Origin of the sequence: Bacteroides sp. K03 (assembly GCF_019734355.1) — a bacterium.
Lineage (GTDB): Bacteria > Bacteroidota > Bacteroidia > Bacteroidales > Bacteroidaceae > Bacteroides > Bacteroides nordii.
Map to the genome: position 1 here is coordinate 76,848 of NZ_JAASHC010000022.1, position 13,104 is coordinate 89,951.

At 39.1% G+C, this 13,104-nt stretch carries 11 protein-coding genes; 8 read left to right on the forward strand and 3 right to left on the reverse strand.

What is annotated here, in order from left to right; translation table 11 throughout:
- Nucleotides 1-87 precede the first annotated feature (87 nt).
- Complete coding sequence (locus HCG69_RS14695; protein ID WP_221650664.1) at nucleotides 88-2,004, forward strand: glycoside hydrolase family 97 protein; 1,917 nt, start codon at nucleotides 88-90, stop codon at nucleotides 2,002-2,004.
- Between the two features lie 128 nt (nucleotides 2,005-2,132).
- Here HCG69_RS14695 and HCG69_RS14700 read toward each other — a convergent pair whose 3' ends face one another.
- Together HCG69_RS14700 and pdxB are read right to left on the reverse strand one after the other, a co-directional pair.
- The gene (locus HCG69_RS14700) at nucleotides 2,133-3,161 is read right to left on the reverse strand and encodes an endonuclease/exonuclease/phosphatase family protein (RefSeq protein ID WP_221650653.1); all 1,029 of its coding nucleotides are present in this window, start codon (nucleotides 3,159-3,161) and stop codon (nucleotides 2,133-2,135) included.
- 236 nt (nucleotides 3,162-3,397) lie between these two features.
- Nucleotides 3,398-4,450: a 4-phosphoerythronate dehydrogenase PdxB gene (gene pdxB, locus HCG69_RS14705; RefSeq protein ID WP_221650654.1), complete on the reverse strand. Its 1,053-nt coding sequence runs from the start codon at nucleotides 4,448-4,450 to the stop codon at nucleotides 3,398-3,400.
- A 122-nt stretch (nucleotides 4,451-4,572) separates the two neighbouring features.
- On the opposite strand from pdxB, the gene HCG69_RS14710 reads away from it, so the two are divergent.
- The 6 genes from HCG69_RS14710 to HCG69_RS14735 all read left to right on the forward strand — a co-directional run bounded on the left by HCG69_RS14710 (nucleotide 4,573) and on the right by HCG69_RS14735 (nucleotide 9,707).
- Nucleotides 4,573-5,664, forward strand: a complete 1,092-nt coding sequence (locus tag HCG69_RS14710; RefSeq protein WP_221650655.1) for a glycosyltransferase family 4 protein — start codon at nucleotides 4,573-4,575, stop codon at nucleotides 5,662-5,664.
- An 81-nt stretch (nucleotides 5,665-5,745) separates the two neighbouring features.
- A complete protein-coding gene (locus HCG69_RS14715; RefSeq protein WP_221650656.1) occupies nucleotides 5,746-6,351 on the forward strand; it encodes a DUF4254 domain-containing protein in 606 nt (201 codons plus the stop codon).
- A 3-nt stretch (nucleotides 6,352-6,354) separates the two neighbouring features.
- Nucleotides 6,355-7,392: a glycosyltransferase family 9 protein gene (locus HCG69_RS14720; RefSeq protein WP_221650657.1), complete on the forward strand. Its 1,038-nt coding sequence runs from the start codon at nucleotides 6,355-6,357 to the stop codon at nucleotides 7,390-7,392.
- Nucleotides 7,393-7,411: 19 nt separating this feature from the next.
- Nucleotides 7,412-8,395 (forward strand): glycosyltransferase family 2 protein, encoded by a 984-nt coding sequence (locus tag HCG69_RS14725; protein WP_221650658.1) that lies wholly within the window; start codon nucleotides 7,412-7,414, stop codon nucleotides 8,393-8,395.
- A gap of 18 nt (nucleotides 8,396-8,413) precedes the next feature.
- On the forward strand, nucleotides 8,414-8,797 hold the full coding sequence (locus HCG69_RS14730; RefSeq protein ID WP_221650665.1) for a GtrA family protein: 384 nt from the start codon (nucleotides 8,414-8,416) through the stop codon (nucleotides 8,795-8,797).
- Between the two features lie 4 nt (nucleotides 8,798-8,801).
- Complete coding sequence (locus tag HCG69_RS14735) at nucleotides 8,802-9,707, forward strand: lysophospholipid acyltransferase family protein (protein ID WP_002558690.1); 906 nt, start codon at nucleotides 8,802-8,804, stop codon at nucleotides 9,705-9,707.
- 5 nt (nucleotides 9,708-9,712) lie between these two features.
- Here the strand turns inward: HCG69_RS14735 and HCG69_RS14740 are convergent, their stop codons facing one another.
- Nucleotides 9,713-10,840, reverse strand: a complete 1,128-nt coding sequence (locus HCG69_RS14740; RefSeq protein ID WP_221650659.1) for a glycosyltransferase family 1 protein — start codon at nucleotides 10,838-10,840, stop codon at nucleotides 9,713-9,715.
- Nucleotides 10,841-10,955: 115 nt separating this feature from the next.
- On the opposite strand from HCG69_RS14740, the gene HCG69_RS14745 reads away from it, so the two are divergent.
- The gene (locus HCG69_RS14745) at nucleotides 10,956-12,896 is read left to right on the forward strand and encodes an LTA synthase family protein (protein ID WP_221650660.1); all 1,941 of its coding nucleotides are present in this window, start codon (nucleotides 10,956-10,958) and stop codon (nucleotides 12,894-12,896) included.
- Nucleotides 12,897-13,104 lie beyond the last annotated feature (208 nt).

Genomic DNA, 13,104 nt, shown 5'->3' on the forward strand with positions numbered 1-13,104 from the left:
TAATATATAAATATAACTTTTATGATTTTGCTAAACTGTATTATAAATAGCCGAAAGCTATACGGAGTATTAATTGCCGTTTTATGTATGGGAGCGGTTACAGCTCATGCCCGAGATATTGAGATAAAATCACCGGACGGAAAAATGAAGGTGGATATTAACCTGAATGGGCAGATTGTATACAACGTATCCTATGATGATGAAACTTTATTAAAGGATTGCCGGTTGGGAATGACTTTAAGAGGGCAGGTTTTGGGAGAGAATCCGAAGTTGGTTGGTAAAAAGAAACTCTCGGCAGATGAAATGGTAGCTCCGGTTATTCCCCTGAAATTTTCTTCTATACGTAACCATTATAATGGGGAGAGTCTGAAATTCAAGGGAGGATATTCTGTTGAGTTCAGGGTATATAATGATGCAGTGGCTTATCGTTTTGTTACTGATAAAAAAGAAGCAATAGAGGTGCTGAACGAAGATTTCTCTATCGGTCTGGCTGGAGATTATCTGACTCATTTGCAACAGCCGGGTGGTTTTAAAACTGCTTATGAGGAACCCTATAGTCATGTTGTTGCTTCTCAATGGAAAGTTGAAGATAAAATGTCTAATCTTCCGGTTCTGATGGATACCGGGAAGAAATATAAGATATTGATATCGGAGACAGATCTGGTAGATTATCCTTGTCTGTTTTTGAAAGGGAATGGTGCTGAAGAACGCATTCATGGTGTGTTTCCACGGGTACCTCTGGAGTTTGGTGAAGACGGAGACCGCAGTCTGAAGATTCTAAAAGAGGCAGACTATATTGCAAAAACAAAAGGAAACCGCAGTTTCCCCTGGCGATATTTCTTTATTTCAAAGGAGGATACTGAATTGTTAGAGCAGACTATGACAGACAAGTTAGCTTCCAAATGTCGTTTGGATGATGTCTCATGGATAAAACCGGGGCAGGCCAGTTGGGAATGGTGGAATGCTGCTTCCCCTTACGGGCCGGATGTGAACTTTAAAGCTGGTTTTAATCTGGATACTTATAAGTATTATATTGATTTTGCAGCTAAATATGGTATACCTTATATTATAATGGACGAAGGTTGGGCTATGAGTACCCGTAATCCTTATACACCGAATCCGGAAGTAAATGTACATGAAATTATCCGTTATGGTAAAGAGAAGGGAGTTGGCGTTGCACTTTGGTTGACATGGCTGGCTGTAGAAAATAACTTTGATTCATTTAAAACCTTTGCAGACTGGGGAGTGGCAGGATTGAAAATTGACTTTATGGATCGTAGTGACCAGTGGATGGTGGACTATTATGAACGTGTTGCTAAAGAAGCAGCCAAACACCATCTGTTTGTAGATATGCATGGTTCGTTCAAACCGGCCGGATTGGAGAAGCTGTATCCGAACCTGCTTTCTTATGAAGGAGTACGTGGTATGGAACAAATGGGAGGATGCTATCCTGACAATAGTCTGTTTTTACCTTTTATGCGTAATGCAGTAGGCCCAATGGACTATACCCCGGGGGCAATGATCAGCATGCAACCGGAAGTTTATCAGTCCAGACGTCCTAATTCGGCCAGCATTGGTACCCGTGCTTATCAGTTGGCATTGTTTGTTGTATTTGAAAGTGGTATACAGATGTTAGCTGATAATCCTACCCTTTATTATAGAAATCCGGACTGTACGGAGTTTATTACTAAAGTACCGGTAGTATGGGATGAGACTAAAGCATTGGCTGCTGATGCGGGAGAGTATGTAATCGTAGCTAAACGTAAAGGTAATCAGTGGTTTATAGGCGGTATCACAAATAATAAACAAAAAGAACGGGAATTCGAAATCTCTCTTGATTTTCTGAACCCCGGCAAAAATTATCAGATGACCTATTTTGAGGATGGTATTAATGCCGGACGTCAGGCAATGGATTATAGAAAGAAGGATTGTCAGGTGAAATCGGGTGATACATTTAAGATTAAGATGGTGCGTAACGGAGGTTGGGCAGCTATGATTCAATAAGAATTATAAGAATGTACACTCTTGTATAGCAAAAGTGTACATTCCTGTTGTTATATAAAAGTGTACACTCTTGTATCACAAAAAAAAAATACACTTTTATAAGCGCTCATTATCAGGTGTTTATCTGTTTATTCCGTGAAACGGAATGTGACCAGTAATCCTTTGTGGTCGGTAGGCCATACTCCTTTAGGAAGGAGGAATTTATCTTTGGATGTTTCCTTTACTCTTTGACTTCGTACAATGGAACTTTTAGGGCCGAATATAATTGCTTTTTCTGCTTGTAGCCCTTTCCCTTGATAAAAAATGAAGTCGATCCGGTCACGTTCGTCTGCTTTCGGTGCCCAGGTTAGCTTTTCGGGGGCTATTAACAGATTGTCCGAAGGATAAGTAAATCCGGGGTGTGTAAGCGGATTAGGATAAATTTCACGATAGCTGTCAATGAATCCGGCCTCTTCAAGTAGAGTGGTTACTGTCCAGGGGATAACCATGCCATTATGGTCGTACATATCCTTGTTCGTTTCCAACCAGTCACGATGAGAGGGCTCATTGAAATCTCCTCCTAAAATAATGCTATATCCGTTGGTCATATCCTTATGGGCTTGGTCAATGAATAGCTTGATGGCATCATCACGTTGCGAATCTGTATTTACTTTCAATACTTCTTCCACTGTTTGAGGTTTGGGAATTTCTTTCCAGGTAGAACCGTCATATCCGCGTACATTGTAGTATGCACAATCCAGATAATCAAGGTGGGCTGTGTATACGGCTACCTTGCGTCCGTTGACGGTGGCCAATAGTCGGTAGATACTACCATGATCTCCATTCTCGGGAAAAACTGTCAGAGAATCTGTGATGGGATGTTTACTCAATAAGCCGGTGTCATAGCTATAAAAAGAGTAGTAAGTCAATCCCTTTTCTCGCAAGGAAGACAGAATGCGGGCACTAAAATTGCTTTTGTTATAGTTTCTGACCTCGCTAAAGGTGACAAAGTCTGGTTTTAAACGGACAATTTCATTAATGATAGCGTCGTAACCCCCTGGTACAGATGTTCCTTCTTGCCAGACATTCCATTGTAAAACAGTAAATTCTCCGGCTTTCTTACTGTTTGCAGATAGAGTGCTCAGAAGGAGAAAAGCAAGTAAAAAAAGTTTTTTCATGATATTTAAAAGATAAATAAATTGTAATTTCCAAATTTATAAAATGTGGTGAATAGTTGTTTTAAAATCAATTATATAATTATTCTGTGCCCTATAACATCATAATCCTATAACTTTATTAACATAGTGTCTTAACTACCATTTTGATGTTTACAGAAGTACGTACTTTATACCTGTAAAAGTACGTACTTTTTACCTATAAAGTATACTAATTAACACCAAGTTAAATACGTATTTTATTCCGGCACTTCAACTGATATAATATACGCCTCTTTTTCTCTTCTTAGAGGATAGTCTCCCCGAAGTTGTTCAAACTGTTCAGGATGTGATTTTAATCGGTTACTATCTTGGCGTGGATCGTATATTTTTAGTAAAGCTTCCTCTAAAGTTGCAGCTTGTATGAATGTGTTTTGGGGTTGCATAGGCGTGATGGTATAGTTGGCTTTTATATCGAAATGCCGGCAGAGAGCGTCCAATGACATCCGTGTTGCATTTGCTTTTCCATCTGCTGAATATCCTGCGATGTGAGGGGTTCCTATTATTACTTTATTCAATAACTCAAGATTAATACTGGGTTCATTTTCCCATACATCAATGATTGCTTCAGAAATGACTCCTTTTTGCAGGGCTTCCAGCAATGCTTTTGTTTCAATAACTTCTCCACGGGAAGTGTTGATAATTATGGGTTTGCGTTTGAGAGTACGGAAGAATGATTCGTTTGCCAAATGGTAGGTTTTGTATTTTCCGTTTTTGTATAGAGGGACGTGGAAAGTTATTATGTCACATTCTTGCGCTATTTGTTCTAAAGAACAAAATTCAGCATTCCCTTCTTGTTCTTCTTTGGGAAGGTCATTCAGCAATATGCGCATCCCTTGTGTCTTTGCTACTTCAATTATTTTACTTCCTACATTTCCAACTCCTACAATGCCTATACACATTTCATTAAGATTTTTACCTTTGGTGATCTTCAGCAACGAGAGTACGGATTCAATGTATTGTGCTACAGAAGCAGAATTACATCCGGGAGCATTGGCCCAGGTAATGCCGGCTGTACGACAGTATTCTGTATCAATGTGATCGAACCCGATGGTTGCAGTTGCAATAAACTTAACCTGGCTACCTTCCAGCAGTTCGCGGTTACAATGAGTTCTTGTGCGGATAATTAGTGCGTCAGCATCGTGTATGAGTTTTGGTGTAAAGTCTTTTCCTGGTATATAAACAACTTCCTCTGCAATTTCTTTGATAGCCTCTTGTATATAAGGAATCTTGTCATCTATAATAATTTTCATATCATTTTTCATTTTTGGCAAAAATACAAAAAAAATAGTATCTTTGTCGGGACTTGATAGGTAAAAAACTACTGCCTGATGGCAAAGACGACTCGCTATAAAGCTGTAAGATAGAAATAAATATGAATATCATTCAGATTTTTGCATCTCCTGTTTGGGGAGGAGGTGAACAATATATATATGACTTGGCTGTAGCTTCTACGAATCACAGGCATGCTGTCACCTTTTTCTCACGGAAAAGCTCTGTTATAGCTCAGAGAGTTGCAGGAATCGATGGGGAGTATTACCAGTTACCTTTCAAAGGAATTATAGATTTTTACTCGGTTATCCGGTTAAGCAAGTATTTAAAAAAACATCCTACGGATATTATACATATCCATTGCTTCAAAGAAATGTTTACTGTTATCCTTGCCAAACGTATTTCCGGGAGTAAAGCAAAAATAGTTCTCACGAGGCATCTTATTAAAAAAGGGAAAAATAATCCTCTCTATCTTTGGGCCTATCGGCATATAAATCGTATTGTGTTTGTATCACGACTCGGTGAACAAACATTTTTGGGCTCAGTTCCCGGTTTCCCTAAAGAACGCAGTATTGTTGTTCATAACAGTATTCCTCCCTATATAGAACCTATAGATAAGTCAGAAACCCTTCGTGAGAGATTTCATATTCCTAAAGAGTGTCCGCTGATTGTTTTTGTCGGGAGGGTCGTTCCGGCGAAAGGGATACTTCAGTTGATTACAGCATTAGGCAAACTTCACCATCTTAATTTCTTCTCAGTAATCATAGGTAAGGGCAAGGATGACTTTATTGAGCGATTGAAGGCACTTGTGGTTTCAGAGGGGCTGGCTGATAAAGTTGCATTTCTGGGACACTCGGATAAAGTGCGTGCACTTATTGCAGATGCTGATATCGGAGTTGCCCCTTCTTTGTGTAAAGAGGCTTTCGGATTGACTGCCATAGAATTTATGCAGGCGGGAAAATGTATTATAACAACGGATAATGGGGCACAAGTAGAGTTTATTAAGCATGGAAATAATGGATGGTTAGTGACACCAGGCGATGTTGATGCTTTGTCCCAGGCTTTGTCATCATTGATCTTGGATGCTGAAACGCGTAATCGTTTGGGCGATCAGGCTAAAAAATATTTTGAGAAAGAGCTGGCTTATGATAAGTTTTACGAAGCTATAATGCGTGTTTATAGTATGGATGTATAATTAAAAGTAAGAAAGGATTGTTCGTCTGAGAAAAATTCTTTAGCTTTGTCTTATTGTACATTCATTAAAATGATTATAATTATGACATTTAGTAACCTTTGCAATGACATTTTTGGGAAATCGACCAGCGATTATCATATTACAGATAGTGTGGATGCTCCGATGAATAACCCATACGAGTTGAAATCGATTGAATATTATTTGTATTTAAAGAACTGGATTGATGCTGTGCAATGGCATTTTGAAGATATAATCCGTGATCCTCAGATTGACCCGGTAGAAGCATTGAAGTTGAAACGCAGAATTGACAAGTCCAATCAGGATCGTACGGATCTGGTGGAATTGATTGACAGTTATTTCCTTGATAAATATAAAGATGTAGTTTCTCTGCCGAACGCTACGATTAATACGGAAAGTCCCGCTTGGGCTGTTGACCGTCTCTCTATCCTTGCCTTGAAAATCTATCATATGCAGCAGGAAGTAGACCGTACGGATACAACGAAAGAACATCATGACCAATGTCTGGCCAAACTTTCTATTCTGTTGGAACAACAGAAAGATCTGTCAACGGCTATTGACCAATTGTTGACTGATATTGAGGCCGGCAGAAAATACATGAAGGTATATAAGCAGATGAAGATGTATAATGATCCGGCTTTGAATCCGGTACTTTATGCTAAAAAATAAACGATGGCCCGTATTCTTATAATTCGATTCTCAGCACTTGGTGATGTTGCCATGACTATTCCGGTAGTCTATTCGTTGGCAGCCCAGTATCCTCAGCATGAAATTACTGTGTTGAGTCGTGGGGTGCTACAGCCTCTTTTTCAAGGTCTACCATCCAATGTACACTTTATAAGCGCAGATCTTACCGGTAAGCACAAAGGATTCTGGGGATTGAATATACTTTATTCGGAGTTGAAAAAACTTCATTTCGACTATGTGGCTGATTTTCATAATGTGCTGCGTACGAAATATATCCGTTTAAGGTTTAGAATGTCCGGAGTTCCGGTAGCATTTATTGATAAAGGTCGAAAAGGGAAAAAGAAATTAGTACGGCGCCATAACAAGGTATTGGAGAACCAGAAAAGCTCTTTCAGGCACTATGCAGATGTATTGGAGGAGTTGGGTTTCCCGGTCTTGTTGAATTTTACTTCTGTCTATGGCGAAGGAAAAGGAGATTTCTCTTTAATAGAACCTGTAACCGGAGCCAAAGAGAAAGGGATAAAATGGATTGGTATTGCTCCTTTTGCCAAGCATGAAGGAAAAATATATCCTATAGAATTACAAGAGAAAGTGGTCGCCCATTTCGCTCAACGTCCGGATGTTAAAGTGTTTCTGTTTGGCGGTGGAATGAGAGAACAGAATGTATTTGATTCATGGATGTCAAAGTACCCATCTGTGACGTCTATGATCGGTAAATTAAATATGAATACGGAGCTGAATCTGATGAGCCACCTGGATGTAATGCTTTCTATGGATTCGGCTAATATGCATTTGGCTTCGCTGGTAAATACTCCGGTGGTTTCCGTTTGGGGAGCAACTCATCCTTACGCTGGTTTTATGGGCTGGAAACAGTTGCCAATCAATACAGTACAGCTTGATTTATCTTGCCGTCCCTGTTCGGTATATGGGCAGAAACCTTGTTTTCGCGGGGATTATGCTTGTATGAGAAATATTAAACCAGAGCAGATAATAAGTAAAGTGGAAGGCCTGTTGATTGATTAACCGGAAAAGTAAAGAAGAAATGAGACTTGCCATTGTTGTTCCCTGTTATAAAGAAGAAGCGGTATTGGTTGAAACAACCAAACGTTTGACCAAGGTGATGGAGGCGCTCGTCAACAGGAAACTGATAACGCCCAATAGTTTTATTCTTTACGTAAATGATGGAAGTACAGATGGAACATGGTCTTTGATTTCAACTCTTCATTCAAATAATAAATCTATTTGTGGGGTCAATTTAGCCAGTAATGTAGGACATCAGAATGCATTAATGGCGGGGCTTACTGTTGCCGGAAGATTTTGCGATATAGTCATTTCTATTGATGCCGACTTGCAGGATGATACTGCTGTTATAGAAGAAATGGTCATTAAATATAAAGAAGGATTTGATATCGTTTATGGCGTACGTAAAAGCAGAACCTCTGATACTTTCTTTAAACGTTTTACAGCTTTAAGCTTTTATAAGTTCATGCGTGCTATGGGGATAAAGTCGGTTTATAATCATGCTGACTATCGTCTAATGAGCAAGAGAGCCATTGAACAGTTGTGTAAGTTTCGTGAAAGAAATCTTTTTCTTAGAGGCATTGTGCCATTAATCGGTTATAATACGGCTTCTGTATATTATGACCGGGTTGAGCGATTTGCAGGAGAATCTAAATATCCCTTTAGTAAAATGCTGAACTTCGCGATAGACGGCATTACCTCCTTTTCTGTGAGACCGGTGAGAATGATCCTTCTGGCAGGACTACTGTTTCTATTAATAACTGTGGGAGTATTGGTCTATATCTTACATTCACTCTGGATTGGTCATGTTGTTCCGGGGTGGACTTCACTGATGCTTTCAGTCTGGTTTGTGGGAGCTGTAATTTTGATTAGCCTTGGAGTTGTGGGCGAATATATTGGGAAAATATATATTGAGGTGAAAGATAGACCCCGTTATAATATTGAATCTGTTTTATTGAATAATGAAGATACGGAGAATCCGGATGCGAAGACTGTGCACGACTAAGGTAAGATAATGGAAGGAATGTTGAAATCAAGAGAAAAGCGATACGAATTTATTCGGTTTTGTGTGGTCGGGGTATTAGCTTCGGGTTTACATTATGGGGTTTATTATCTGTTACAAACAAGGATTAATGTAAATGTTGCCTATACAGTGGGATATTTGATTAGCTTGATATGTAATTTCTTTCTCACTTCGTATCTTACTTTCCATAGTTCACCTTCTATCAGGAAGGCCTTGGGTTTTGGAGGAAGCCATCTGGTTAACTATTTGATTCATTTGTCTTTTCTGAACCTTTTCTTGTATTTAGGAATTTCAAAGGTGTTGGCTCCTGTTTTAGTTTTGGCTATTGCAGTTCCAATAAATTTTTTATTACTTCGTTGGGTTTTTAAGCATAAAAATAAGTGAGAGTATGAAAACTGTTTTATATTATTTTGTTTTTTTCTTTTGGTTTGTTGCTTCTTTATTACCGTTGCGATTTCTCTATATATTCTCTGACTTATTGTATTTTCCACTTTATTATTGTGTTCGTTATCGCAGGAAGATTGTTCGGAAAAATCTGATTGAATCTTTCCCTGAAAAGGAGTTGGGGGAGATACAAAGAATAGAGAAAGCATTCTATCATTATTTTTGTGATTATATGGTGGAAACGATTAAGCTGTTTTCTATGAGCGAAAAGCAGATACGCAGGCGGATGACTTTTGGTGGTGTGGAAAAGATAAATGAAATTATAAAGGATAGAGATTGTGTCGCTTATCTGGGCCACTATTGTAATTGGGAGTGGGTGGCTTCTTTACCTTTACATTTAGATATTGATAAAGACCTTGTGGTAGGACAGATTTATCACCGATTGGAAAGTCCGGCTTTTGATCAGCTATTCCTGCGAATGCGAAGTCGTTTTCGTGCAGTTAATATAGAGATGTTCATGGCTTTACGTCAATTGGTACGTTATAAACAGCAGAATAAACGTTTCATCATTGGCTTTATATCCGATCAGTCTCCCAACTGGAATTTTGTGAATATGTGGACTGATTTTCTGAATCATAAGTCCTCATTCTTTGTTGGTGCAGAAGGCATTGCTAAAGCAACCGATGCTGTAGTAGTGTATATAGATGTACAAAGAGTAAGAAGAGGGTATTATCATGCAGAGTTTATCCTGATGACCGATCAACCCAAATCCTTCCCGAATTATGAAATAACGGTTGATTATGCTCGGCGCCTGGAGGCGACTATTCAGCGAGCTCCTCAGTATTGGCTGTGGAGTCATAATCGGTGGAAAAGAACCTACGAAGAATATCTGAGAAGAAATCAGAAATAATAATTTTACAGCGAGAGGTAATGTTCCATCATTTGCCGGGTTAATGTCTCTTGTCCGAAACGAGCAGCATACTCTGTTCCTTTTTCAACCATTTCCTGTTGTAAGGTGGGATTTGCCATGACTCGATCTATGGCATCAGCAAGTTCCTGTTCATTTTCGGGATTTATGTAGATGGAATGGTCTCCACCTGCTTCTTCCAGGCAAGAACCTGTAGCTCCGATTACAGGAATTTTACTGTTTAATGCTTCCAGAATGGGAATACCGAATCCCTCAAAAAAACTTGGATAGATAAATAGAGAGGCCATCTGGTAGATAGCAGGGAAATAACGGAACGAAACGTTGTGCAACATTAGAAGCCGATTCGACAGTCCGTTCTCCCGCGCATACTGAAGAACGGTATCTGCATAAGGGGTATGTTTTCCTATCGCTACCAAAGGTAAGTCACAAGAAGCTTTTGTAAGGGCCTTAGCTATTAACAACAGGTTTTTGCGGCTTTCAATACTTCCCACATATAAAAGATATTTTTCCGGAAGCCCGTATTGTTTGCGTGCTTCTTCTTTCAAACCGGAGTCTGCCGGGTGGAGAAAACTTTCATCACATCCTTGATAAATAACTTTTATTTTTTCTGCCGGAATATTAAAATAGTGTATAATGTCTCTTTTGGTACATTCGCTTACAGCGATAATACTACTGGCTATCTGGCAAGCCCGGCGAAATTTATAAGTATATATGTTACGGTCTATATACGAGTAAAAGTTAGGATAGCGAAGGAAAATCAAGTCATGAATCGTAACGATACTTTTGATTTCTTTCAACCGTTCGATCCCTAAAGGGAGTTCATTACTAAGCCCGTGGAAAATAGCCGGATGATCGTTTTGCAGCTGTCCTTTGATGCCGCTGACACGCCACAATGAAGGTAGATTTTTCCAGATCGCTTTATCTGGATAACAGACAACACAATTCTCTTGCTGTGACAAATTACCCAATAACTTTGCTTTTCGTTCATTGGGAGTGTACAACAGGTATTTGTTTTCAGGGTAGTAACGGCTTAAGCCTTCAATAACAAAGCGGCTGTAATTGCCGAGACCTGTGCGGTTTTGTGCTGCTCTTTTGGCATCAAAAGCTATTTTCATTCGTTTTATAATTTCTGGTTTATAGGTTGCAAAGGTAAGTGTTTTTGGGTATTTTAATGGCAGAACCAATTAAATATATTAATTTTGTCGCTGTTATACTTGATATTACATTAATATGAAACGATCTCTTTCTTTCCTTCCTTATATACGAGTGGTGCTTGCTGCACTATGTAATCTGGCGCTGTCCTATCTTCTTTTTATGATTTGTCGGTTTGTTTTTTTGTGGGTCAATTACTCTTATTATTCAGAATTGACAGGCGCTGAATTAATGACAATACTTAAAGGGGGGCTGGTTTTTGATACGTCTGCTATTGTTTATATCAATGCTTTGTACATTCTTCTGATGTTTTTCCCATTACACTATAAAGAATATAAACGCTATCAGCAAGTGACAAAAGGCGTTTTTGTCTTTACTAATAGTATTGCCCTGATTATGAATCTGATGGATACGGTCTATTTTCAGTTTACCAATCGCCGGACCACTGCTTCCGTTTTCAATGAATTCAGTAATGAGAATAATATAGCAGGCATTATCGGAGTAGAGTTGCTGAATCATTGGTATCTGACTTTGCTGGCTGTTGTGTTGATTTATGGTATGTTTAAGTTATACAGAAAGCCTTTGGGAAAATCAGAGAATCTGAATCCGTGGAGTTATTATGGAATGCAGTTGGTTTGTCTTGTTGCTGTCATACCTTTTTGCATATTTGGTATGCGTGGTGGTATCGGAGCTGCTGTGCGACCTATTACGGTTAGTAATGCCAACCAATATGTCAATCGTCCCATTGAGACAGGGCTGGTGCTTAATACTCCTTTTGCGATGATACGTACTATTGGTAAAAAGCCGTTTGTAGTACCTGCCTATTATAAAGATGAGGCTGCGATGGAGGTCGTTTATACACCTGTCCATACTCCGGCGGATAGTGTGCAGTTCCGTCCGCTGAATGTGGTGGTATTTATCATGGAGAGCTTCGGAAAGGAATACATTGGTGCTTTAAATAAAGATTTGGATGGGGGAGCTTATAAGGGATATACCCCGTTCCTGGATTCATTGATTTCAGAGAGCCTCACATTTGAATATTCTTTTGCCAACGGGCACAAAAGTATTGATGGGATGCCTTCCGTATTGTCCGGTATTCCTATGTTTGTAGAACCCTTTTTTCTGACACCGGCTTCAATGAATAAAGTATCCGGTATTGGGGGTGAGTTACGTAAAAAGGGATACTATACTGCTTTTTTCCATGGTGCCGAAAATGGTTCAATGGGCTTTGAAGCTTTCTCGCGAGCTACAGGTTTTCAGGATTATTACGGACGTACAGAATATAACAATGATGATGATTTTGACGGTCGCTGGGCTATCTGGGACGAAGAGTTTTTCCAGTTTTTTGCAGATGAACTTTCTTCTTTCCGTCAACCTTTTGCAGCTGCTCTTTTTAGTGCTTCTTCCCATCATCCGTTTGTAATACCCAAACGATATGCGGGTAAGTTTCCCAAAGGGACATTGCCTATTCATCAGTGTATTGGTTATTCGGATTATGCGTTGAAGCGTTTTTTTGAGAAGGCTTCTCATGAACCCTGGTTCAATAATACGTTGTTTGTGATCACGGCCGATCATACCAATCAAACGGAACATCCCGAATATATGACTGAAAGCGGCACATTTGCTGTACCCGTCATTTTTTATCAGCCGGGTAGTACATTGAAAGGGCATATCGATGCTATAGCCCAACAAATAGATATAATGCCCACTGTATTGGGATATTTGGGATATGACAAGCCTTACATTTCTTTCGGATGTGATTTGCTCACTACTCCCGCCGATCAGACTTTTGCTGTGAACTATATAGGCGGTGTTTATCAATATCATAAAGGTCGTTATTTACTTCAGTTTGATGGTAAAGAGCCGGTTGCCCTGTATGACTTTGTTTCAGATCGTTTGCTGGAACATAATTTGCTAGGTACTTTGCCCGAAATACAATCTTCTATGGAATCAGAGTTGAAGGCAATAATTCAGCAATATATGACGAGGATGAATACGGATAAGCTGGTGTGTGAATAAAGTATATTTGTAATTATTGGAGAACAAAAAGACTTCTTGGTTGTATAAAAAATAGATCCTTTGGTAAAGGAAAAAAGAATACATTTTGATTTTATTGTAATCTGTTGAAAATCAGAATGGTATATTGGGACGTTTTTCCTCTACCATTATCTTTGCCATGGAAAACATAGTTCTTTATGAACGTTAATAAGAATAAATTTCTTAATAT